Origin of the sequence: Kitasatospora sp. NPDC059803, assembly GCF_042732255.1 — a bacterium.
GTDB lineage: Bacteria > Actinomycetota > Actinomycetes > Streptomycetales > Streptomycetaceae > Kitasatospora.
Map to the genome: position 1 here is coordinate 1 of NZ_JBHWIJ010000029.1, position 22,884 is coordinate 22,884.

Genomic DNA, 22,884 nt, shown 5'->3' on the forward strand with positions numbered 1-22,884 from the left:
CCTCCGGGCGGTGGCCCTCAGCCGTTGCGGCGGGGCCGACCAGCCGGGCCGACCAACCGGGCCGACCAGCCGGGCCGGGTAGGCGGGCCCGCCGGCCGGGCCTACCCGCCGACCATCGAGCTGATCAGCACGACGACCAGCAGCAGCACCAGGGTGCCGGTCACGATACGCATACGAGTCTTGGGATCCACGGTCAACGAGCGTACCTCCGGCCCACCCGCCGACGGACCGGAGCCCCGGGCCCAACGGCCACCCCAGGCCCAACGGCCACCCCGGCCGAAACGACCACCCGGACCCAAACCGCCACCCCGGGCCCGACCGCGCCCCGGCTCAGCTCCAGTCGGCGAGCGGCCAGGCGCGCAGCGACGAGTAGTGGGCGAAGCCGCCGTCCAGGTCGCTCTGCATCAGGTGCAGCTCGGCGGCCTCCCACTCGGGCCCCCGGTAGTCGGCCAGCGCGGCCGCCAGGGTGTCCAGCTCCGCCGCCGCGAGCCGCTGGACGGCCCGCCGGTGGCCGCGCGAGGAGCCGGCCCGGGCGAGCGTGAGGTGCGGGTGGAAGGCGAAGGCGTCGACCTCCCCGGTCACCGCGGCGGTGGCCTCGGACACGGCCTCGGCGAGCCGGCGCAGCGCCCAGGTCTGCCCCTCCACCCCGACCCAGAGCACCCGGTCGCCGAACCGGCCGGCGCCGGACAGCCGCAGCCGGTGCACCGGGTGCACCTCGGCGACGGCGGCCAGGCCCGCCTCCAGCTCCGGCAGTTCCTCGGCCGGCACCTCGCCGAGGAAGGCCAGGGTCAGGTGCCAGCCCTCGACGGTGGTCCAGCGCAGCCGGTCCGCCCCGGGCAGCCCGCGCACCGGCGCCACCGCGTCCGACAGCCCCTGCAGCACGTTGACCGGCGGCAGGACCGCCACGAAGAGCCTCATGGAGACATCTTCCCGCGCGAGGCGGTTTGGGCTAGAACGTTTCCTATGAAGATCCGCACCGGGGGACCGGACGACATTCCCGACATCCTCGCCCTGCTCGACAGCGCCGTGGGCTGGCTGGCCGGCCAGGGCCGCACCGGCCAGTGGGGCGACCAGCCCTTCAGCACCATCCCGGCCCGGGTCGAGCAGGTCTCCGAGTACGCCACCGAACCGTTCCTGATCCGCCTCGCCGAGGACGACGAGGGCCGCACCATCGGCTGCTGCGTGCTGTCCGAGCAGCGGGGGAAGTACATCCCCGCAGTGGACGAGCCCGAGCTGTACGTCCGCATCCTGGTCACCGACCGCAGCCGCAAGGGCTCGGGGATCGGCACCGCGCTGATCGCCGACGCGGTCGAGGAGACCCGCCGGCGCAGCCTCGGCCTGCTGCGGGTGGACTGCTACGCGGGCGCCGACCGCAGGCTGGTCGGCCAGTACCGGGCGCTCGGGTTCACCGAGACCGAGTCCTTCGAGGCCGAGCAGCCGAACGGCATCTGGCCCGGCCAGGTCCTCGCGATCCGGCTCTGACCCTTCGGCCCTGCACCGAAGGACCCCCGACCCTGCACCGAAGCCCCGGGGCGGACCACCACCCCGGGGCATGGCGCTTCGTCAGCAGGCGGGCGCCAGCTCCGACTTGGCGGCGGTGATGGTCCGCGGCACGAAGGCCACCACCCGGCCGCCACGGCCGGGGTGCAGGTCGAACCGCACCCGCAGGTCCGCGCTGCGGGCCAGCACCAGGCCCACCACACCGGCCGCCAGCGCGGACACCAGTCCGCAGGCCAGCAGGCCGAGCCGGGGCCCGTACGAGGCGGTCACCCAGCCGACGATCGGGGCGCCGATCGGCGTGCCGCCGGTGAAGACCAGCACCAGCAGGCCCATCACGCGACCGCGCATCGCGGGGTCGGTGGCCAACTGCAGCATGGAGTTGACGGAGGTGTTGAAGCTGAGTCCGAACACCCCGATCAGCGTCAGCAGCACCGCGAAGGTCCAGTAGTCGGGTGCGAACGCGGCCACCACCTCCAGCGAGCCGAAGGCCAGCGCCGCCACCACCAGCCGGCGCAGCCTGGGCACGCCCCGGCGGGCCGCGAGCAGCGCGCCGGCCAGCGAGCCGACCGCCATCGCGGTGTTCAGCAGGCCGTACTGCCCGGCGCCGACCTTGAAGGTGTCGTAGGCGAAGCCGGAGAGCAGCGTCGGGAAGTTGAAGCCGAAGGTGCCGATGAACCCGGCCAGGACCATCGGCCAGAGCAGCTCGGGCCGCTCCTTGACGTAGCGCAGGCCCTCCCGCAGCTGGCCCTTCTCGCGGGCGATCGGCTCGGTCGGGCGCAGTTCGCTCTCCCGCATGGCGAGCAGCCCGCCGATCACGGCGGCGAAGGACAGCGCGTTGACGGCGAACGCCCAGCCGCTGCCGACCACGGCGATCAGCAGGCCCGCGACGGCGGGGCCGACCAGCCGGGCGGTCTGGAAGTTGGCGGCGTTCAGGCTGACCGCGTTGGCGAGGTCCTTGGGCCCGACCATCTCGGACACGAAGGCCTGCCGGGTCGGGTTGTCGACCACGGTGACCAGGCCGAGCAGCAGCGCGAAGGCGTACACGTAGTACGGCGTCACGACGCCGCCGATGGTCAGGACGGCCAGGCCAGCGGCCAGCAGGCCCATGGCGCCCTGGGTGTAGATCAGCAGCCGGCGCTTGGGCATCCGGTCGGCGAGCACGCCGCCGAACAGGCCGAGCAGCAGCATCGGCAGGAACTGCATGGCGGTGGTGATGCCGACCGCGAGGGGGCTGCCGGTGAGGCTGAGGACCAGCCAGTCCTGGGCGATCCGCTGCATCCAGGTGCCGGTGTTGGACACCACCTGGCCGGCGAAGTAGTAGCGGTAGTTGCGAACGCGCAGGGAGGAGAACATCCCCCCGGGCCTCGTGAAGCGGGCACCTGTGGGAGACGTGGACGCGTGGGTGCGTCCGGGAGCGGCGGGGTCGTCCGCCGCGGTGCGTTCGTCGGGGTCGTCGTCGCCGCTGCCGGGCAGCCCCGTGGGGGCGGGTGCCTGGAGGTCGGCGGCCGCGGCGCCTGCCGCGGTGGGGTCGGTGGTGTGGTGGTCGTGGGGGTTGGGGGGGGGGGTGGTGGCGGGGGGGGTTTTCAGGGTGGTGTCCCGTCGGGGCGCGACGGCCCGAACTGCGGCCGTCGCGCTCCTGGTTTCTGTGGTCGGTGCTGCGGTGATGCGGTACTCCTTCTTCTCCCGGCCGGCGGGCCGGGGTCGGCGTGCCTAGAGGTGTGCGAGCTTGTAGAGCACGGGCGCGGCCTCCCGGAGGACGGCCCATTCCTCCTCGTCGAGCCCCTCGGCGAGCTCGGCGAGCCAGACGTTGCGGCGCCGGCGGCTCTCGGCGAGGATCGCCTCGGCCTGCTCGGTGCTGCTGACGACCACCTGGCGGCGGTCCTCGGGGTGCGGCTCGCGCCGCACCAGCCCCTTCTCCTCCAGCATCGCGACGATCCTGGTCATGGAGGGCGGCTGCACGTGCTCCTTCCGGGCGAGCTCACCCGGTGTCGCCTTTCCGCATCTGGCGAGGGTGCCGAGCACCCCCATCTCGGTGGGGCTCAGCGACTCCTCGACCCGCTGGTGTTTGAGTCGACGGGAGAGGCGCATCGTGGACGATCGCAGCTGATTGATCGCTGCGAGGTCCTGCTCGGACATCTCGGGCATGTTCTTTAGCTTACGTCATTACTCTCGCTAAGGAAAATGCGTTCCCATTCCACCTCGCCGGCCCCGTCCGTTCACCGCGCGCCGGAAGATCGGCCCGGTGCGATGCTGGTGCTGGGTCTCGAATGATCTCGACTGGAAGGGCCGACCAGACATGTCCGACCTCGCCGCCGACCCCGCCTCCGGCCTCCCCTCCGGCCTCGCCGCCGCGCCGGGCGACACCGGCTTCGCCCGCCTCGCCATGGTCACCATCGACTGCGCCGACCCGATCGCGCTGGCCGGGTTCTACGGCGAGCTGCTGGGCTGGGAGAGCCGCCACCTGGACGAGCAGTTCGCGATCCTGGACAACCCGGAGGGCGGCAGCCCGCTGGGCTTCGGCCGGGTCTCGGGCTACCGGCCGGAGCCGTGGACGGAGCCGGACGGCGGCAAGCACTTCCACCTGGACTTCTACGTGGACGACCTGGACGAGGCCATCGCGAAGGCGCTCGCACTCGGCGCGACCGAGCCGACGTACCAGCACGGCCGGACGCTCAAGGTGCTGATCGACCCGGCCGGCCACCCGTTCGGGCTAGCCCCGCTGGAGTGACGAACCCGGAGTGACGAGCCCGAGGTGACGAACCCGGAGTAACGGACGAACCGACCGGGTGCCGTGCGCAGGCGGTGTCAGGAGTTGGTGCCAAGATCATGCAGGCCGCGTAAAGGTCCATCCTGACCTGGGACTTCACGAAAAGCGCGAACCTTGTGCGACCGTCCGGTAGTGGCTACTGTCCCCCGTTGTCAGGGGCACCACACGCCAGGTCTCCCTTCGGCGGCGCCGTTCCCGCGCCCGTTGCCGCGTTCCTTCCCGACCATCCGTGTCCGCCCGAGGCCTGGCGCCCTTCCTCCCCCGCATCCGTCCTGGGAGCTCTCTTGGGTGAGATCCATCATGCCGACCACGGCTGGGTGACACCGGCGGTCTCGTACTTCGTCGCCTGCCTCGGCGCCTTCGTCGCCCTGCGCAGCGCCCGCTGGGCACTCGTCTCGCAGGGCCGGACCAGGGTGGTCTGGCTGCTCTTCGCCTCGACCTCGCTCGGCGCCGGGATCTGGTCCATGCACTTCATCGCGATGCTCGGCTTCTCCGTCACCGGGGTCGAGATCAGCTACCGGCCCGGGCTGACCGTGCTCAGCCTGCTGGTCGCCATCGCCGTCGTCGGCATCGGCCTGTTCACCGTCGGGTACAGCCGCCGCCCCGTCCTGTCCCTGCTGGCCGGCGGGCTGACCACCGGCCTCGGGGTCGCGGCGATGCACTACCTCGGGATGGCCGCGATGGTCCTGCCCGGCCACCTCGACTACGACCGGCTCACGGTCTGGCTGTCCGTCGCCATCGCCGTGTTCGCGGCCACCGCCGCGCTCTGGGCCACCCTGAACATCCGCGGCACGCTCGCCGTCCTGGCGGCCGCGCCGGTCATGGGCGTGGCGGTGTGCGCGATGCACTACACCGGCATGGCGGCGCTCTCGGTGCGGCTCGACTACTCGCACTCCACCCAGGGCGGCGTGATGGCGCTGCAGTTCATCTTCCCGCTCGGGGTCGGGCTCGGCTGCTACGTCTTCTTCGGCTCGCTGGCCTTCGCGGTCTCGCCGAGCCGCAGCACCACGCAGCCGCTCCTGCTCGGCCCGGCGGCGCCGCTGGTCCCGCTGGTCCCGCGCCAGCGGCGGCAGCGGGACGAGGCCGGCACCAGGCGCTGAGCCGGGCGGGCCCCAAGGCCCCGAAGCCCCTGAAGCCCCCGAAGCCCCCCGTCTCCCAGTCCCCCCCAAGCCCCCCGGGGGGGGCGGCCGGGGCGCCCCCCCCCCCCGCCCCCCCCCCGGGCCACCCCCCCCAACCCCGAGCCCCCCCCACGCCCCGGCGCGCCCCCCCGGGAGCCCCCCCGCCCCGCCCCCCCCCTCGGCTCACTCCGGCCGACGCCGCCCGCTCACTCCGGCCGCCCCAGCAGCCCGGTCAGGTGCGCGGGCGTGGCCACCGGGCAGACCTTGTGCACGAAGTCCCGCCGCAGCACGTGGTACGGCTCGCCCGCCCGGTAGAAGTTGGCGTGCATCCGCCGCAGTTCCTCCGCCCGGTACTCGGCCAGCGGCTTCGCCTCCTCGTCGACGGACCGGCGGCGCTTCTTGTCGACCAGCCGCCCGGTGAGTTCGGGCGAGGCGCCGAGCGCGGCGGCCTCCCGGACCACCCAGCGCCGGAAGGCGGCCGCGTCCCCGCCGCAGGTGCGGTCCACCAGGCCGATCCGGCGGGCGTGTTCGGCGCCGACCGGCAGCGCCTCGGTGGTCAGCCGCGCGGCCTGCTCATCGCCGACCCGGCGCGGCAGGGTGTACGTCCAGTACTCGGAGCCGTAGAGGCCCATCAGCCGGTAGTGCGGGTTGAGCACCGCCGACTCCCTGCACCACACCTCGTCAGCGGCGAGGGCCGCCATCAGGCCGCCGGCCGCCGCGTTCCCGGCCAGGGCGGCGACGGTGAGCTTGTCGGTCGTGGTGAGGACCGCGTGGACCAGGTCGTCCATCGCGTTGATGTTCTCCCAGGACTCCAGCGCGGGGAAGGCCGCGCCCTCGATGACGTTGAGGTGGATCCCGTTGGAGTAGAAGTCCCGGGGCGCCCCGAGCACCAGCACCGAGGTGGGCCGGTCGGCGGCCTCGCGGTAGGCGGCGAGCAGCCGGCGGCACTGCCCGGTGCTCATCGCCCCGCCCGCGTAGGCGAATTCGAGGTAGCCGACGTCGCCCTCCTCCCGGTAGCGCAGCTCCGACCAGGTGTCCCGGCGGGCCGCCGAGGTCGGCGTCACCGGGACTTCGCGGACCCGGTGCAGCAGACCGGCGAGCACCGTCGCGGCCGGCTGCTTGAACGTGGCGGGCCCGCCCGGGGTGCGGCGCGGGCGCAGCTGGGGGATCCAGACCGCGCCGTCCACGGTGGCGCGGCAGATCGCGCCGTCGCGGGTGGCGAGCACGGCGCCGGGCACCGGGCCGCGCAGCTCGTCCTCGGGGTGGCCGCCGTGCAGGAAGTACTCGCGCCCGAACAGCTCGTCGAGCACGCCGGGTTGGGAGTCGGCGGCGCGGAGCTTGCGCAGCACGGTGGCGGTGTCGTCGGCGGCCCAGTCGATCCGGCGCGCGTCCTGCCGCAGGAGGGGCCGCAGCCTGCCATGGACGTCCGGCCGGTCGTAGTCGAGCGGTTCGGGGGTGAACAGCCCGCCCTCGAAGCGCTGGACGGCGAGCAGGACGGCCTCGACGGCCGCGTCGGCGACCTCGCCCCGGTACAGCTCGCTCTTGCCGCAGTCGGTGACGGGGAACTCGACGGACGCCCAGATGTCGCCGGCGTCCATCTCCTCGACGGCCTGGAGGACGGTCACGCCCCAGCGGTCCGCCCCCTCGGTGATCGCCCAGTCGAGCGAGGAGGGGCCGCGGTCGCCCTGGGGCCCGGGGTGCACGATCAGGACGGTCCGGGTGGACCAGATGTCCTGCGGGACGGCCTTGGTGAGCATCGGACAGATGATCAGCTCGGGGTCGGTACGGTCCACCGCCGTCCTCATCGCCTCGTCGCCGAGGGCGAGTTGGACGGCGACCTGGTGGCCGCGCCCGCGCAGCTCGGCGTGGACGCGCTGGGTCAGGCTGTTGAACGCGCTGGCGATCAGGAGAATGCGCAAGAGGGCCTCCGGACAGGGACTGGGGTCGCGCGCAGGCGATGAAACCAGGGCATGGACACGTAATGATTACGTTCTACGCCTTCCCGCCCGACCCTCACGCACTCCGCACACCTGTGCGCCCGGCGTGGCGTCCGCTTCGCCGGATCTCCCCAGCCCCTCCCCGGAGTTGACGGCAGCGACCGCCCGCCGGCATCGACAGGCCCGGCCGCTCCCCGGCATTGACGGCCCCGGCCGCTCCCCGGCGTCGACGACCCCGGCCGCTACCGCGGAAACGCCCGGCGGGCCCGCCAGGTGGTGTGCTCGCGGGACACCGCGTCCTCCGCCTCGGCGGCCATCCGGGCCCAGCGCGCCTCGGCGTCCGGCGTCTTGAGGTCGAGGTCGGAGAGCTGGTTGCCGACGTTCTCCAGTTCGCGCGCGGCCAGCTGGTAGGCGGCGGCCAGCGGGCGCAGCTGCTTGAGCTGGGTCCAGGCGATGACGGCGGCGGCCGCGGCCGAGCTGGCGCCGAAGACGTGCACCTGGAGGGCGCCGGTGGCCTGGGCGACGGCCGCCGCCGCGCCGATGATGATCAGCGCCGCGATGCCGAGCCCCCAGGACACCGCCTGTGTCTCGCACGCCTCGGCCCGGGCGCGGTACCAGGTGCGCTGGCCCTCGACCCGGGTGCGCAGGTAGAGCATGCGGCGGGTGGTCAGGCTGCCGGCCCGCATCCGCCGCATCTCCGGGGTGATCTCGGGGACGGTGCCGGGCGGCACGATCTCCGGGTCCTCGAAGGCCCGCAGCACGTCCTCGACCTGGAGCAGGTAGCCGCGGTCCACGTCCGCGGACTCCGCCTCGCCGTCGAACGGCCGGGCCCGGACGGTGTACTTCCAGGCCAGCGTCTTGACCGACTCGGCCGCCGCCCGGGCCTCGTACCAGCGCCCCTGCGGGTTGCTGCGGCGCAGCCGGGACCAGAAGTAGCCGGCGATCAGGAAGGCGCCCACCGAGTACAGCGGCACGCTGTCGAAGGAGCCGCGGTCCTTCGGCCCGGGGAACGAGCCGATCACGGCGGCGATCACCAGCATGGCGATCAGTCCGCGGTACCAGCGCAGCGTCTCGCGCTGGCCGTCCAGCGAGGCCTTGTCCGCCGTCCAGAACAGCTCCGGCAGCAGCTTCGCCTCGTCTCCCCCGGGCGGATCCTGTTGCACCATCGGTCGAGCCCCCTCCCCGTGTCCGTCCAGGCAGTATTCCCTCCGTCAACTTCGCTACACAGGCCCCTTTTTGACATTTTTCCCGGCGGTGATCGCCGAACCGCCCTCGCAACCGGTACAACCGGTTGCATGCCGCTGCACTGGAAGCTCGTCATCGACTGCGCCGACCCGAACCGCCTGGCCGCCTTCTGGGCCGCCGCCCTCGACCACGCCCTTGAGGAGCACAGCGCCCTGATCACCCGCCTGCTCGACGCCGGTGCCGTCACCCCGGACGCCGTCACCGAGGTCGACGGCCACCCCGCCTGGCGCACCCTCGCCGCCGTCCGCCACCCCGAGGACCCGTACGACCCCGCCACCGGCACCGGCCTGGGCCGCCGCCTGCTCTTCCAGGCCGTCCCCGAGCCGAAGCACGGCAAGAACCGCCTCCACCTCGACGTGCACCCGGGCCCGGGCGAGCGCGAGTCCACCGTCGCCCGCCTCCAGGCGCTCGGCGCCACCGTGCTGAACGACGTCGAGGAGCCCGGCGGCTCGTGGACGCTCATGGCAGACCCCAACACACGCGACTACCAGTTCTGTGCAGCATAGCCGCAGGTCAGCACCAACAACAGAGCCCCGCCCGGCACTTGGCCGAACGGGGCGTTCTACTGTCTGGCGAGGCTCACTCGGAGGAGCGAACGGAGTGGTGCGGCACTGCCCAGCAGTCACGCGACCAGAACCGGGTAACCCCGTCTGTCCACGGTCGGCAGTCGTTGACCGTACGGGGCTCGTAGCGGGCTTCGTGGCGGTCCGGGGTGAGGATCTGCCACCCGTCCCGCTCGCACTGCCGTAGACCCCGCGTGTTGCCCCTGCGGGTGCCATCCGGAAGCGGCCTTATGAACACCCGAGCCATCACGCCCCCCGACCAGCGAGAGCGTGCGCCCCGGGGTAGGTGTACCCGGGGTCAGGGAGACCCAGAACCACCGCACGGAGTGCCGCGCGCCGCTCACGCTGGCGCTGCCTCTCGTCGTACTCGCGCTGCATCTCGTCCAGCTCGGCGAGCCACGCGCCGTGGTCTATGTACGGGCGGACCACTGTGCCCGCGTACAGCTCCTGCGGCTCGGTCCACGGTCCCCGCAGGTGACCCCGAGGGACCTCGGCCATCGGGGCCGGAGTGGCGGCAGAAACGGATGCGGCATGGCGCCGACTGTGAGCCGGAAGGATGAGAACCAGGGCTCGGAGTAGGGCCAAAACGATAAGATGACGCACGTCGGCAGCTCCCTAATAGCTGTGCGGACGAATGGCCCCGGTGACTGGTCGCACAGTCCCGGGGCTCTTTGGTGGTGGTGCGGATTTCGACCGTACCCAACTCCTATAGGTACGTCTAGATACGTTCATGCTCGTAGCGAAACGCGCGAGGTCGTTTGGGTAGTCCTACGCTTTTGGATATGGATGTAACCCCCATCGACCCGGACGCCGAAGCGCACCCGTATCAGCAGATTGCGGCGGACATCATCCGGGCCATTCGGTCCGGGGAACTGCGTGTCGGGGCCCGAGTGCCGTCCGAGAGCACGCTGATCCAGGCATACGGCGTTGCCCGGAACACTGCCCGCCATGCTGTCGAGCACCTGCGCTCAGAAGGGTGGGTCCGGACCCTTCCGCAGCGCGGCACGTTCGTGGCGGACCGCACCGGCCAGACCGCCGGAGACCAGCAGGCCCCGTCCGCCGGAGTTGACCAGTAAGGCGGGGCCGGATGGCTGCGGGTCAGGCTCGGACGAGTTCGGCAGCGCGCTGCCCCAGGTCTGCGGCGCCGGGGATTCCGCGCCGGGACCAACTCGTCATTGTGGTACGGACTTTGTGAAGGTCCTTCTTGTGCCGGTCCGAGACGACTCCGTCCATGAAATCCAGGGACTGGCCCCAGATCCCCACGGCTTCGTCGTGGCGGCGCTGGGCGGCAACGGAACGGGCCAGGTTCCCGAGCGTCAGGGCGTGAATGCGCCGGAACGCCTCGGGGTCACGCCCGGCGAGGGCTGCGCGATGGTGGCGTTCGGCCGCCTGGTGGTCTTTCAGCTCGGCCAGGGTCTTCGCGGTGTGAGAGGCGACGGTTGCCGCCACCGGCCCGGTAGCCGCCGTGAAGGACGCGGGCGGCGTCGCGGTGTCGAGCATGGCGTCCTCGGCTGCGAGAAGCGCCGCTGCAGCCTTCCGTCCACTCCCCACGGCCCCGTACGCCCTGGCGCTCGTGATCAGCAGCAGGGCCTCAGTCTGCGGGTCCACCTTGCCGCGCGCTCGCCGTAGGGACTCCTCCGCCAGTTCGACGCAGAATTCCGGCTGCTTGAGGTTGAGGGCCTGATGGGCGAGAGCGCGCATCATCCAGGCTCCGTGTCCTGTTGGGTCGCTCTCGCAGGCGAGTTGGTAGCCGAGAAGGTAGTACCGCTGTGCGGCACCTTCCCGGCCCAGGTCGTGGTACTTCCACGCGGCGAGGTACGACAGTTCGGCCGCCACGCCATAGGCGTCCCGACGAACCCACTCGGAGGGGTACACGGCTTGGAGCATCGGCACCACCGTGTCGGTCAGGTAGGTGGTCACGGCACTCAGCCCGTGCCCACCGCCGAGACGCTCGTCAGCGGCGGTGAACACGCTGGTGATGTGCCGGACAGTGGCCACCTCGCCGACGCCCACTCGGCCGCCGGTCTTTCCCGCTCGCAGGGTGGCGGCGACGGCTTGGTGATCGTAGGTCAGGGGCAGCGCCACGGCGGCGGTGGCGAACGCACTGGCGAGGAAGTCACGGCGGGACTGCATCACGGCTCTCCCGAGGTCGGCGGCGGTGGCCAGCGGGTCGGCGCTCATAACCTCCCCGATCGCCTCCGACCCTAATCCGATCTCCGCCACGGTCACCTTGCGACGCGTCCTCCGAGTAAGGGCCTCGGCAAGATACTGCGGCGTGCGCCCGGTGGGGGTACCGCCGGCCACCCAGTGAGCGACGGCCGAGGGCGCCGTTGCCAGATGCTCTCCTGCCTCGGAAGCGACCGCGCGCACTGTCGTCGCCAGCGCCTGGTACGTGCATCCGGCCTCGGCGATGGCACGGGCCAGTGCCTCGTTTGGTGCCTTAGTGTCCGTCAACTGTCGCCCCTAATTGCGATCTTGAACGGGTTGAACGGGATCGGTGCCCTCACACCGTACCGCCGGAGCGTGACTGGCTGTTCACTGATTGCACCGGAAGGCCAGGGGGTTTCCGCCCGGCTGACGCGGCAATGGCGACACCGGCCGCAAGCCACGCGGTGAACCCCGCCAGCAGTCCGCATGCTCCTCCCCGGTCTTCGGGGAGGAGCACCAATCCGCAGCAGTTCCCATGGAAGGAGCAGGACTATGCCCGCCAACATCGAGGTCAGCAACCTGACGCGGCGCCTGGACCACTCGGTGCCGGACGGCGACTTCGCGCCCGTGGGCGTCGAGGCCCTGACGCGGCGCCTGGACCACATGGTCCCGGACGGCGACTTCGCGCCCGTGGCCGTCGAGGTCTGACGCCAACTCTCGTTTGATGCCGATTAGTTGACGGCATGGCGGGTCGGCTCGGGTGACCACCGGGCCGACCCGCCGCACGAGTCGCCACACAGTCCCAAGCAAGGAGAGTCCGCAGTGAACACCACCATCGCCACAAGCGTCCCGGTCGGCTCCTTCTTCGACCTCAGCCGGAAGGACCCGGAACTTCTCCGCCTGCGCGAGGAGGGCGCCGAGAGTGCTCTGCCGTTCGCCCTCATGGAACGCCTGCTCAAGTCCGGCACGCCCTACGCACAGCACGCCCGTTCCCTGCGCAGCGAGAACGTGACCGTGGCCGGAGTGGCCTTCGACTGGTTCGACGCCCAGCTTCCCGGCGAGATCGCGAACGAGATCAACCTGACGAACTACGAGATCGCCGAGCACACCGACGACCGCCGCGAGGCGCTGTCCGAGGCGCTGGACTGCCTGTCGCTGGTCCACCCCGAGGGATTCGCCCGAGTGCGCGAGTTCGTGCGCGGGTTGCTGTGGGTCGGGCTCAAGCCCGGTGTCCGCGCTTCTTCGCTGACCAGCTCCAGTGACCCGGCGCTCCCGTACATCGTCTTGTTCTCCGACAAGGCCCGGCACCACATCCCGCCGAACACGGTCAGCCCGGAGCCGTCCCCCCGCTTCCTGGCGGAGAACCTGCTCCACGAGGGGACGCACCAGTCGATCAGCTTCCACGTCCTTCAGCACCAGGTCTTCGCCGACGGGTACTCGTCCAAGGAGTCCCCGAAGATCGAGATCAAGTGGCGAGCGAGTCAAGGCGTCGCGCGCAACCAGTTCTGGGAGGTGGACCGGGCCTTCCACGCGACCTGTGTCTACAACCAGTTGCTGAGGTTTCGCCGAACCGAGCTGGACCGCGACGACCTGACCGCCAACGAGCGCGCGTGCTTCCAGGCTGCTTATGACGAGGGCCTGCCCGCCGTCCGCTACCTCATGCGCGAACTCGAACTCCTGAGTGAGCACTTCACCCCGCATGGGGTGGAGCTGCTGGCCGATCTGCGCCAGCAGACCGACCACCTGTAGTGCCACCCTGAGCAGAACCGAACGAGGAGGGTCCGGTGCTCCAGCACCTCATCACACAAGACGCCGGCCTGCGAATGGTCCCGATCGACCGGGGCAAGTTGACCACTGCGGTTGGCCAACTCCAGGACGATTTAAGGGCTTTGCCCGAGGGGGCCGACCCCGCTCGCACCCGGGCCCTGACTCGGTGGATCGGCGTCGGGCAGGTGTGCTTGGGCCGCTACGAGGAGGCCCTGACGTTCCTGCGGCAGTCGCTCGACTTGGCCGCAGCGAGCGGCAACGCCCGAGCGGTCGTCGCCACCAGCCTCAACCTCGGCGACGCCCACCGCTACGCCGGTGACATGCGGGCAGCGGATGCGCTCTACCGCAGTGCCCTGGGCACCGCGCGGAGCCACCAGCCGGAACTGGTGGACTTCGCGCTCCAGCACACCGGTAAGCACCTGATGGAGCGTGGTGACCTCGCGGGCGCGGAGGCCCATCTCCGGGAAGCGCTGCGGCTGCGGATCGCCAAGGGTGACACCGAGCTGATCGGGTCCACACAGGCAGCGCTCTCGCGGGTGGAACTGCTGATCGACCAAGCCGCCGCGCCGAGGGTGGAACCCGCCGTGCCCGACCAATGGAGCGGTCAGTGGACTTCGTGGCTCCAGTCCAACACCACGGCCCGGACCCCGGACCGGTGGGCAGAGGACTTCCCCGCCGTCCGGGGCGCCGTACGCGCGCTGACCGCTCATCAACGGGTGCAGCCGCGACACCTGCGCGACCAGCCGTTCCCGGCTGAGCTGATCTCCGCCATGGCACAGGAGGCCGAGGAGGCCCTGACCGCCAACGGATACCTTCACAACGGCAAGTGGAACGCGGCCGTTGGCGACGCAGCGAACCGCTTCGTCGGGCAAGTCGATCTCGCCGCAGTCGTCACGGAGTCCACTGGCTTGGAGGTCGAGCAGCCGCACAACGGTGTCTATATCGCCTATCTGGAAGAGGGGCAGTTCCTCGACTTCCACGTTGACGAGTTCGGGTTCGGTGAGGCCAACCTGATCCTGTGTCTCAAGCACGAGCGTTCCGCCGCAACTCCGACCGTGAGCGCTACCGTCTTCATCGGCGCTGACGGCTACCGTGCGTGCGATCTGGCGGCGGGCGAATGCGTCGTGTTCGACGGGGCGATCACCCCGCACGGAAGGACGCCCCTCGGTGCCGGAGAACGCGTGACCCTCATCAGCTTCGGATTCCGTGCGCGTGACGTGGCGAAGCGTTCGGCCGCTCACCTCCCGGCGGCGCCGAACTGAGCACGGTTGGAGCCTCCGCTTGAGGCGACGCCGAAGCGGTTCGCCAAATGCAGAAAGGCCCCGCCCTGACCTCCACTGCGGGAGAACAGGACGGGGCCTCTGCAATTTCTGCCACCGACTCACCGTCATCACTTGGCGGGATGATCAGTCCCAGATATCGGAATCGTCGTCAGGCTCCGGCGGGGCAATGGCGACGCGGGCGCTCGGCGACAAGCCCAACTCTCGGATATAGCGTGTGAGTTGGGAGCGGTACTGTGCCGCGATGGTGGCGGCGCCGTTCTTCACGGTGCCGCGCTCGGCAGTGACCATGAGTCCGCGTTCGGACAGGTCACGCTCGGCCTGGTCGATCCGTGCCACGCAGACGCAAAGATCCTTGACGGTCGAGTGGTCCACCTCACCGAGCCCGGCAGCAACTTCGAGAATCGGCACAACGCGCTGCCATTCGGCCGAGGCCATTTCTCGACAGCGGATATTGGCTGCTTGGGTCTCAGCGGCCGGCGAGTCCTTGAATACCTCCCGCCAATCGGGCTCGGCGAGCACGGCGCGCGGAACAATCACCCCCTCTCTAATTTCGGACTTGGACGGGTTCCCTTCGCGGGCCCGTATTGCCGCTGGCTTGGGTCGGTACCGGTCGGCCATGGGCTCCTCTCTCACTCGCCCGGGTCTCCAAAAGTGGCTACAGCTCCGGCGAGGGTTCTTTCTCTCCCTGCCGATCAATGTCCGGCCGGATCGGGAGTACCCCCCTGGGTGAGTGGCCTAGTCGTTCTGTGCAGCTACGTACGTCTCTCGCCGATCAACAAGGCTCTGATTGAAATCGGCCGCGATCTGTGCCGACTCCACTTCGAGACGTTCAACGATTTCATCAAGGATTCGCGCCTCGTAGTATCGCTGCTCGGGCACGGTCACAAATTCGCCGATAGTCCGCTGTGCCCGCTGCGCCTCGGTCAGCACGTATGCACGCTTGTGCCGGGCGGCCCGGTACTCAACATATGCCGCGAACCAGGGTTCAGCCGACAGCGCGTCATAGAATCGCTGTCGGGCGTCGTCACCGGAATTCGCTGCTTCGCTGGCCCGCTCTGGCCAGTTGCTGGCGAACTCTCGACTGTATTCGATCTCTCGTTCCGCGCGACGGGCCTTCTCGGCGTCCTCGGCGGCGCGCAACTGTGCCTCAGCATTAGCCAGCGGGCCGGAGACCTTATCGATCTGCGCGCGCAGCTTGGCGACGCGCTCGGCGGCCCTCTCCATTTCGGTGCTCATATCAGTTGCCGCCCTTCGTGGTGTCGCGCCCGTGCTGGGCTGCAATCTTCTTTGCGTTCTCGTAGTAGCCGAGCATGATGTGGGCGGTGGCGCCCATGCGGCCGTACGCCTCGGGGTTCGAGTCCCGCAGCGCGGTCAGCTGCTCCATGCGCTCGTCTCGCTGCCACTCGGCAGCGCGGGCCGCATCCTTGTCCCGGAAGCCGTCCAGATAGCCAACCCGGTTCAGGGTGTCACTCACGATGTTGTCCGTCCTTCACGGGCCGCAGGTTGTTGCGGCCCTCTACTGGTTATGGGGAGCGGACCTTGCCGGGCTCCTCACGGGGCGTGCGGTTGTGGCCTTTCCCGGGTTGTATGGGGAGCGGACCTTGCCCGCTCTGCCCTCGCTCATGTGAAGGGCGGCGGGTTCCGGATCTCGGTGGCGAGGTGGCGAGAGTGGTCCTGTTTCTTGTTTTTCTTAGTTTTTTCTATGCAATCAAAAAAATAGGTAAGAACCACCACCCATCACCCCTCTTGCGCTGTCGGCCGGTCCGGGGCCGGCGGGAGCCGAGGCCACAGGTGCCCGTCTGCGGGCACGAGAGAGCCCCGGCCGACCCATGGGGGGCCGGCCAGGGCTATTCGGGGCTCTATGGGGCCGTTACGTGGCTGCGGGCAGTACCTCGGGAACCGTGCTGGTATCCCATGCGAAAAGCTCCTCGGCGGCAGGGTCGAGTTCGTCGTTCATGGTGAAGTCCACCCGCCGGGTGTCGAGCTTGCGCCACCCGCCACGGGTGCCCCGGCGGACGTTCAGCCGGACTCCGGCGTCAACGAGCATGCCGCGCCGCTTCGCCGTGTCGGCAGCCTGCCAGTCGTCGGCGAAGGTGCGCCCGGTTGCCGTGGTGATGCGCTGTGGCTCGGTCCTCTCCCGGGACTCCAAGTCGGCTATGCGGCTGTCCAGCGCATCGTGTCGCCGCTGCCACTCCTGCGCGGCATGCCTGGACTTCTGCTGTCCCTGGATTTCCAGATGCGCGGTGAACTCGGCCACGGTGGCGTTCAACTCCGGCTCGGGATCGTACCCAGGGACGACCCTGGTCGTTCGGGTCTGGATACCGCCGACCAGGCGCAGGAACTCGGCCATCACGTACTCGTCCGCCCAGTCCCCCCTGACGTTCGCGGGCGCTTCGCACTTGTCTCCCCGGGCGTGGTAATTGCACTTGTATACAGGCGCCTGATTCTTCTTGCTCTCCTGCCTGTTGAGGTACATGCGCCCGCCGCACGAATCGCAGTGGATGACGCGCAGCAACAGCGCTTCCGTGTCGGACCGCTCGCCATTGTTGATGCTGCGTTCGTCCAGAACGGCGCCGATCTGGTCGAACTCCTCGCGGGCGAGAATCGGCGTCTCGCTGCACATGACCGGGTTCCCTTGGTCGTCGCGCACGGGCACGCCGTTGTGCATCTTCCAGCCCAACAAGACCTCATTGCGGAGCATCCGGGTGATGACAGCGGGGGTCCACTGGAACGTCTCCCGCACGACGTGCTGACCCTTGGTCCCGCCGGTCTTGCCGCCCCGCTCGCGGCCCATCTTGTCGGCCCAGTAGTCGCGCGGGCTGAGCACACCATCGGCGTTGAGATCCGCAGCGATGGCGGACACCGTGGCTCCCTCCAGCAGCTCACGGACGATGCGCTCAATGACCGCCACGGCGTCCGGATCGGGCACCATGGTCCAGCCCTTGCCGCCGAACTCCTCGGGCATCGGGGCGGGCATGTAGCCGTACGGCGGACGACCCCCGCCGCGCCAGCGAAGCGGCATCTTGCGCATGGCGGCCTGCGCGCCGCTCACGCGGTCGCTGATGGACTGCGACTCGAACTGTGCGGCGAAAGCCAGCATGAACAGTTGGAGTTCTGCCATGGGGTCCATGGGGTTGCGGAAGTCGAACACCTGCCGACCCCCGCCCAGCCCCTCGGCGAAGATGAGCACCTTCCGGTGCTCGCGCGCCCAGTTGGCGAGCGCGTACATGTGCCCCATGGACCGGATAGCGCGATCGAACCGCCAAAAGCACAGCGCGTCGTAGGCATCCGGGTTGTTCAGCCAGCGAACAAGCTGTGGGCGCTCCCACGGGGACGTCTTGGACGCGCTGACGTCAAGATCCACCGCTTCGCGCAGCGCGTCACCCTCGCCGAACGTGACCCGCAGTTCTCCGGCTACGTGGTCGCACGCTTCCCGCTGGCGCTCGGGGCTGGTGGTCTCGTCCGTGAGGACGGACAGCCGGATGCACCGGACGCCCCGAAGCGTCTCGGTGAACACAGTGCCGGACAGTGGGTTGCGAGCATCTTCCATGTCCCACTTGGGGAGCGCGCCTTGCCCCTGACCAGCTTCCGAGCCCCTGACCAGAACAGATGCGGCTGCCATCTCTCACACTCCAGAACATCCAGTTCTGTGTGTTGGGAGACCCCGAGGGCAATGAGTTCTGCGTCCACTGACCGCCGGCCCTGGGGCGGCGCCCCCGGGAACGACGGCGGCCCCGCCCTTCCCCGGAGGGGGACAGGACGGGGCCGCCGGTGGAGCGGTACGGCGTCAGAGCAGGCCGAGGGCCGGCATCAGGTAGTAGAAGGCGAACACCGACGCCACCGCGTACAGCGGGACGGGCACGCTGCGCCCGCGCCCGGCGGCCAGGCGCAGGACGCAGAAGGCGATGAAGCCGAAGCCGATGCCGTTGGTGATGCTGTAGGTGAACGGCATCATCACGATCGTCAGGAAGGCCGGGATCGCGATGGTGTGGTCCGACCAGTCGATCTCCTTGATCGAGCCCGCCAGGATCAGGAAGCCGACGGTGACCAGGGCCGGGGTCGCGGCCTGGGCCGGGACCATGGTGGCGAGCGGCGTGAGGAAGAGCGCGACCACGAAGAGCAGGCCGGTGACGATCGAGGCGAAGCCGGTCCGGGCGCCCTCGCCGACACCGGCGGTGGACTCCACGAAGCAGGTGTTCGCGGAGGCGGAGGTGGCGCCGCCGGCCGCGGTGGCGATGCCGTCGACCATCAGGATCTTGTTGATGCCGGGCAGGTCGCCGTTCTCGTCGAGCAGGTGGGCCTCGTCGGCGACGCCGAGGATGGTGCCCATCGCGTCGAAGAAGCAGGACATCAGCACGGTGAAGACGAACAGCACGCCGGTCAGCACGCCGACCTTCTCGAAGCCGCCGAACAGGCTGACCTTGCCGACCAGGCCGAAGTCCGGGGCGGCGACCGGGTTGCCCGGCCAGGCCGGGACGGTCAGGCCCCACTTGAGCGCCGGGACGTCGACGAGCTTGTCGATCACCACGGCGAGCGCGGTGCTGACCACGATGCTGATCAGGATGGCGCCGGGCACCTTGCGGATCAGCAGGACGAGGGTGAGCAGCAGGCCGAACACGAAGATCAGCACCGGCCAGCCGAGCAGGTGCCCGCTGCCGCCGAGCTGCAGCGGGACGGTGGTGTGCGCGGCGTCCGGCATGCGACTGACGAAGCCGGAGTCGACCAGGCCGACGAGGGCGATGAACAGGCCGATACCGATCGCGATGGCCTTGCGCAGCCCGAGCGGCACGGCGTTCATGACCCGCTCGCGCAGGCCGGTGGCGACCAGCAGCATGATCGCGAAGCCGGCCAGCACGACCATGCCCATGGCGTCCGGCCAGGTCATCTTGGGGGCGAGCTGGAGCGCCACGATGGTGTTGACGCCGAGGCCGGCGGCCAGGCCGATCGGGACGTTGCCGATCACGCCCATCAGCAGGGTGGTGAGACCTGCGGTGAGGGCGGTGGCGGTGACCAGCTGGGCGCTGTCCAGGTGGGCCCCGGTCATGTCCGTGGCGCTGCCCAGGATGATCGGGTTGAGCACCAGGATGTACGCCATGGTGAAGAAGGTGGCGACGCCGCCGCGGATCTCGCGCGGCAGGGTGGAGCCGCGCTCGCTGATCCGGAAGTAGCGGTCCAGGGCGCCGGCGGGGGGCTTGGGGGCGCTGGAGGCGGGTTCGGGCGACTCGGTGGTCGGCTGGACCACAGGCATGCGTGCGTCCTCTGTGGGGGAGCTGAGGAGGGGGGACGCCCGGGGCGACGGTGGCCGGGCGGGGAACTTTCAGTATGGTTTCCCGATCGCACACGCGCTATCTTCGCGCGTAGAAACCAGAGGGCCCCTGCGGGCCTGCCGCCGCACCGTACGCTAGGCCCCATGCCCAAGACGCCGCTGCACCCCTCGCCCCCTCCGCTGGAGGCCAACGACGTCGCCATCGTCGGCGGCGGCACGGTGCTGTGGTTCGTCGCCTTCCTGGCCCTGCTCCCCTTCCAGGGCACCCTCTCCGACCACGGCCACGGCACCTGGCCGTGGATCTGCCTCTCCGGCGGCCTGCTCGGCCTGATCGGCCTCTGGTACTGCCGCGCCCGACGGGACGCCATCGCCCGCGACCGCGCCGCCGAGGCCGCGAACCGGGCGGCCGGAGACGACGGCCAGGACCCGGCCACCCAGTCGGACTGAATAGTCCTTTAGTAGCACGCACCGGACATAAGGCACCCGTAGAGTCGGTGCCATGACGCAGCCTGCCCACCCCGCGGAAGAGCAGCCCGGCGACGCCGACCGCCCCGACGGTGCGCACCCCCTCGGGCTGCTGCCCGGCCGACGCGGCGGGCTGACCTCCGCCGAGGTGGCCGAACGCGTCGCGCGCGGACAGGTCAACGACGTCCCCGTACGGTCCAGCCGCTCCGCCAAGGAGATCGTCCGGGCCAACGTCTTCACCCGCTTCAACGCGATCATCGGCGTGATGTTCGGGATCATCCTGATCGTCGGCCCGCTCCAGGACGGCCTGTTCGGCCTGGTCATCGTCGCCAACACGGCGATCGGCATCATCCAGGAGCTGCGCGCCAAGAAGACCCTGGACAGCCTGGCCCTGATCGGCGAAGCCCGCCCCGAGGTCCGCCGGGACGGCACCGTCGAACAGATCTCCGTCGCCGAGATCGTGCTCGACGACACGGTGCTGCTCGGCATCGGCGACAAGGTGATCGTCGACGGCGAGGTCACCGAGGCGGACGGCCTGGAGATCGACGAGTCGCTGCTCACCGGCGAGCCCGACCCCGTCCTCAAACAGCCCGGCGACCAGGTCATGTCCGGCAGCTTCGTGGTGGCCGGCGCGGGCGCGTTCACCGCCACCAGGGTCGGCCGCGAGGCGTACGCGGCGCAGCTCGCCGAGGAGGCCAGCCGGTTCACCCTGGTGAAGTCGGAGCTGCGCAGCGGCATCAACAGCATCCTGCGCTTCATCACCTACCTGCTGATCCCCACCGCCATCGGCCTGATCATCAGCCAGCTGGCCGTCGAGGGCCGCGACTGGCGCGAGGCCGTGCGCCGGATGGTGGCCGGGATCGTACCGATGGTCCCCGAGGGACTGGTCCTGCTGACCTCGGTCGCCTTCGCGATCGGCGTGATCCGGCTGGGCCGCAAGCAGTGCCTGGTCCAGGAGCTCCCGGCGATCGAGGGCCTGGCCCGGGTCGACACCGTCTGCCTGGACAAGACCGGCACCCTCACCGAGGGCGGCATGGACGTCGTCGACCTGCGGGTCCTCTCCGACGGCGAGCCCGGCGCCCCCGACCCGGACACCATCAAGCACGCGCTCGGCGTGATGGCCGGCGCCGACGCCCGCCCCAACCCCTCCATGCAGGCGGTCATCGACGCCTACGGGCGCGGCGACGGCGGCGCCCCGGGGGCCGGCGGCTCCCCGGCCGCCGACGGCTGGCGGGTGATCGAGGCGATGCCGTTCTCCTCCGCCCGCAAGTGGAGCGGCGTGCAGCTGCTGGAGCCGCAGGGCGGCGAGGCCAGCTGGCTGCTCGGCGCCCCCGACGTGCTGCTGCCCGCCGGGCACCCGGCGCTCACCGAGGTCGACGAGCTGGGCGCCAAGGGCCTGCGGGTGCTGCTGCTCGGCCGCACCCCCACCCCGCTGGACTCCCCCGACCCGGCCGACGGGCTCGCCCCGCTCGCCCTGGTGGTACTTCAGCAGCGGCTGCGCCACGACGCCGCCGCCACCCTGCGCTACTTCGAGGGCCAGCAGGTGCAGGCCAAGGTCATCTCCGGCGACGCCGCGGTCTCGGTCGGCGCGGTCGCCAGCCATCTCGGTCTGCCCGGCGCCGACCACCCGCTGGACGCCCGGACGCTGCCCGCCGAACCGGACGCCCTCGCCGACACGGCCGAACGGACCACCGTCTTCGGCCGGGTCACCCCGCAGCAGAAGCGCCAGCTGGTCGCCGCCCTGCAGTCCCGCGGACACACCGTGGCGATGACCGGAGACGGCGTCAACGACGTGCTCGCGCTCAAGGACGCCGACATCGGCGTGGCGATGGGCACCGGCAGCGACGCCACCAAGGCGGTCGCCCAGATCGTGCTGCTCAACGACTCCTTCGCCACCCTGCCCTCGGTGGTCGCCGAGGGCCGCCGGGTGATCGGCAACATCGAGCGGGTCGCGGGCCTGTTCCTGGTGAAGACGGTCTACTCGGTCCTGCTGGCCCTGCTGGTGATCTTCACCCACTCGCCGTACCCGTTCCTGCCCCGGCACTCCACCGTGCTCTCCACCCTCACCATCGGCATCCCGGCCTTCTTCCTCGCCCTCGCCCCCAACAACGAGCGGGCCCGCACCGGCTTCGTGAAGCGCGTCCTGCGGCTCGCCGTGCCGGGCGGCGTCATCGCCGGCACCGGCACCTTCGTCGCCTACGCGCTGGCCCGCTCCGACCACGCGACCGACCTCAAGGCCGACACCAGCGTTGCCACCCTGACGCTCTTCCTGATCGCCATCTGGGTGCTCGCCATCGTCGCCCGCCCCTACAACTGGTGGCGCCTGCTGCTGATCGGCACCATGGGCGGCGCCTTCGCCCTGGTCCTGCTGGTGCCCTGGCTGGCGGAGTTCTTCCAGCTCTCGCTGGTGGGCACCCGCGACCCCCTGGTCGGCGTCGGTATCGCGGTGGTCTGCGGCCTGGCCCTGGAGATCGCCTGGCGCTTCATGAAGCGCCGCGGGATGGAGTGAGGCCCTGGCACCCCCGGCCCGCAGCCTGGATGATCGATCGCGGAAGGGGGTGCCGACATGGCCCACACGGGTGGGGAAACCGAGCGCGAGACCGGGCAGGTGGAGGCGTTCACCGCCTTCCTGGCCGGCCTGCTGGCGGCCGGACTGACGGTCCTGGTCCTGGTCGGCGGCCGCTGGCTGACGAACGCCGGCGAGGTGACCGCCCCGGCGCTGCCGTGGGTGCCGACGGCCGTGAAGGCCCTGGTGGCGGCCGTCTGGCTGGCCACCACCACCGTCGTCTACCTGCGGCTCAAGCGCCGTGGGCGGGCCCGCTGAG

General features: G+C 70.6%; 22 protein-coding genes. 11 read left to right on the plus strand and 11 right to left on the minus strand.

Annotated features, from left to right (window positions below; translation table 11 throughout):
• Positions 1–330: 330 nt before the first annotated feature.
• A complete protein-coding gene (gene thpR, locus ACFV6I_RS07470; RefSeq protein ID WP_363378227.1) occupies positions 331–918 on the minus strand; it encodes an RNA 2',3'-cyclic phosphodiesterase in 588 nt (195 codons plus the stop codon).
• Between the two features lie 45 nt (positions 919–963).
• On the opposite strand from thpR, the gene ACFV6I_RS07475 reads away from it, so the two are divergent.
• The gene (locus ACFV6I_RS07475) at positions 964–1,482 is read left to right on the plus strand and encodes a GNAT family N-acetyltransferase (RefSeq protein WP_208869080.1); all 519 of its coding nucleotides are present in this window, start codon (positions 964–966) and stop codon (positions 1,480–1,482) included.
• A gap of 81 nt (positions 1,483–1,563) precedes the next feature.
• On the opposite strand, the gene ACFV6I_RS07480 is transcribed toward ACFV6I_RS07475, so the two are convergent.
• Both ACFV6I_RS07480 and ACFV6I_RS07485 read right to left on the minus strand, forming a co-directional pair.
• Positions 1,564–2,973 carry an MFS transporter gene (locus ACFV6I_RS07480; RefSeq protein WP_380341712.1) on the minus strand — a complete coding sequence of 470 codons (1,410 nt, stop codon included), beginning with the start codon at positions 2,971–2,973 and terminating at the stop codon, positions 1,564–1,566.
• Between the two features lie 237 nt (positions 2,974–3,210).
• Positions 3,211–3,645 carry a MarR family winged helix-turn-helix transcriptional regulator gene (locus ACFV6I_RS07485; RefSeq protein ID WP_063348195.1) on the minus strand — a complete coding sequence of 145 codons (435 nt, stop codon included), beginning with the start codon at positions 3,643–3,645 and terminating at the stop codon, positions 3,211–3,213.
• Between the two features lie 151 nt (positions 3,646–3,796).
• Here ACFV6I_RS07485 and ACFV6I_RS07490 point away from each other — a divergent pair, with 151 nt between their 5' ends.
• On the plus strand, positions 3,797–4,228 hold the full coding sequence (locus tag ACFV6I_RS07490) for a VOC family protein (protein WP_380341698.1): 432 nt from the start codon (positions 3,797–3,799) through the stop codon (positions 4,226–4,228).
• Between the two features lie 323 nt (positions 4,229–4,551).
• On the plus strand, positions 4,552–5,367 hold the full coding sequence (locus ACFV6I_RS07495; protein ID WP_063348196.1) for an MHYT domain-containing protein: 816 nt from the start codon (positions 4,552–4,554) through the stop codon (positions 5,365–5,367).
• Between the two features lie 224 nt (positions 5,368–5,591).
• Here the strand turns inward: ACFV6I_RS07495 and ACFV6I_RS07500 are convergent, their stop codons facing one another.
• On the minus strand, positions 5,592–7,304 hold the full coding sequence (locus ACFV6I_RS07500; RefSeq protein ID WP_380341695.1) for a hydrogenase maturation protein: 1,713 nt from the start codon (positions 7,302–7,304) through the stop codon (positions 5,592–5,594).
• A 260-nt stretch (positions 7,305–7,564) separates the two neighbouring features.
• On the minus strand, positions 7,565–8,488 hold the full coding sequence (locus ACFV6I_RS07505; protein ID WP_063348198.1) for a DUF4231 domain-containing protein: 924 nt from the start codon (positions 8,486–8,488) through the stop codon (positions 7,565–7,567).
• A 129-nt stretch (positions 8,489–8,617) separates the two neighbouring features.
• Here ACFV6I_RS07505 and ACFV6I_RS07510 point away from each other — a divergent pair, with 129 nt between their 5' ends.
• Positions 8,618–9,073 (plus strand): VOC family protein, encoded by a 456-nt coding sequence (locus ACFV6I_RS07510; protein WP_380423864.1) that lies wholly within the window; start codon positions 8,618–8,620, stop codon positions 9,071–9,073.
• An 839-nt stretch (positions 9,074–9,912) separates the two neighbouring features.
• Complete coding sequence (locus ACFV6I_RS07515; protein WP_380423865.1) at positions 9,913–10,206, plus strand: winged helix-turn-helix domain-containing protein; 294 nt, start codon at positions 9,913–9,915, stop codon at positions 10,204–10,206.
• 22 nt (positions 10,207–10,228) lie between these two features.
• Here the strand turns inward: ACFV6I_RS07515 and ACFV6I_RS07520 are convergent, their stop codons facing one another.
• Entirely contained in the window at positions 10,229–11,584 is a 1,356-nt protein-coding gene (locus tag ACFV6I_RS07520; RefSeq protein WP_380423866.1) for a tetratricopeptide repeat protein, read from the minus strand.
• 246 nt (positions 11,585–11,830) lie between these two features.
• Here ACFV6I_RS07520 and ACFV6I_RS07525 point away from each other — a divergent pair, with 246 nt between their 5' ends.
• The 3 genes from ACFV6I_RS07525 (at position 11,831) to ACFV6I_RS07535 (ending at position 14,307) form a co-directional block, all read left to right on the plus strand.
• Entirely contained in the window at positions 11,831–11,986 is a 156-nt protein-coding gene (locus tag ACFV6I_RS07525; RefSeq protein ID WP_380423867.1) for a hypothetical protein, read from the plus strand.
• Between the two features lie 114 nt (positions 11,987–12,100).
• Positions 12,101–13,027, plus strand: a complete 927-nt coding sequence (locus ACFV6I_RS07530) for a hypothetical protein (protein WP_380423868.1) — start codon at positions 12,101–12,103, stop codon at positions 13,025–13,027.
• A 35-nt stretch (positions 13,028–13,062) separates the two neighbouring features.
• A complete protein-coding gene (locus tag ACFV6I_RS07535) occupies positions 13,063–14,307 on the plus strand; it encodes a tetratricopeptide repeat protein (RefSeq protein ID WP_380423869.1) in 1,245 nt (414 codons plus the stop codon).
• Between the two features lie 144 nt (positions 14,308–14,451).
• Here the strand turns inward: ACFV6I_RS07535 and ACFV6I_RS07540 are convergent, their stop codons facing one another.
• The 5 genes from ACFV6I_RS07540 to ACFV6I_RS07560 form a co-directional block, all read right to left on the minus strand.
• Positions 14,452–14,946 (minus strand): phage terminase small subunit P27 family, encoded by a 495-nt coding sequence (locus ACFV6I_RS07540; RefSeq protein ID WP_380423870.1) that lies wholly within the window; start codon positions 14,944–14,946, stop codon positions 14,452–14,454.
• A gap of 117 nt (positions 14,947–15,063) precedes the next feature.
• Positions 15,064–15,564, minus strand: coding sequence for a hypothetical protein (locus ACFV6I_RS07545; protein ID WP_380423871.1), 501 nt, complete (start codon positions 15,562–15,564; stop codon positions 15,064–15,066).
• Between the two features lies 1 nt (position 15,565).
• Positions 15,566–15,802 carry a hypothetical protein gene (locus ACFV6I_RS07550; RefSeq protein ID WP_380423872.1) on the minus strand — a complete coding sequence of 79 codons (237 nt, stop codon included), beginning with the start codon at positions 15,800–15,802 and terminating at the stop codon, positions 15,566–15,568.
• A gap of 396 nt (positions 15,803–16,198) precedes the next feature.
• On the minus strand, positions 16,199–17,878 hold the full coding sequence (locus tag ACFV6I_RS07555) for a recombinase family protein (protein ID WP_380423879.1): 1,680 nt from the start codon (positions 17,876–17,878) through the stop codon (positions 16,199–16,201).
• A gap of 237 nt (positions 17,879–18,115) precedes the next feature.
• A complete protein-coding gene (locus ACFV6I_RS07560) occupies positions 18,116–19,576 on the minus strand; it encodes an NCS2 family permease (RefSeq protein WP_063348200.1) in 1,461 nt (486 codons plus the stop codon).
• A gap of 162 nt (positions 19,577–19,738) precedes the next feature.
• On the opposite strand from ACFV6I_RS07560, the gene ACFV6I_RS07565 reads away from it, so the two are divergent.
• From ACFV6I_RS07565 to ACFV6I_RS07575, 3 genes are read left to right on the plus strand one after another with little or no spacing between them, the layout of a single operon-like run.
• Entirely contained in the window at positions 19,739–20,041 is a 303-nt protein-coding gene (locus tag ACFV6I_RS07565) for a DUF2530 domain-containing protein (RefSeq protein WP_063348201.1), read from the plus strand.
• A 52-nt stretch (positions 20,042–20,093) separates the two neighbouring features.
• Positions 20,094–22,568 (plus strand): HAD-IC family P-type ATPase, encoded by a 2,475-nt coding sequence (locus ACFV6I_RS07570; RefSeq protein ID WP_380423873.1) that lies wholly within the window; start codon positions 20,094–20,096, stop codon positions 22,566–22,568.
• 57 nt (positions 22,569–22,625) lie between these two features.
• The gene (locus tag ACFV6I_RS07575) at positions 22,626–22,883 is read left to right on the plus strand and encodes a hypothetical protein (RefSeq protein WP_063348203.1); all 258 of its coding nucleotides are present in this window, start codon (positions 22,626–22,628) and stop codon (positions 22,881–22,883) included.
• The last annotated feature ends 1 nt before the right edge of the window (position 22,884 follow it).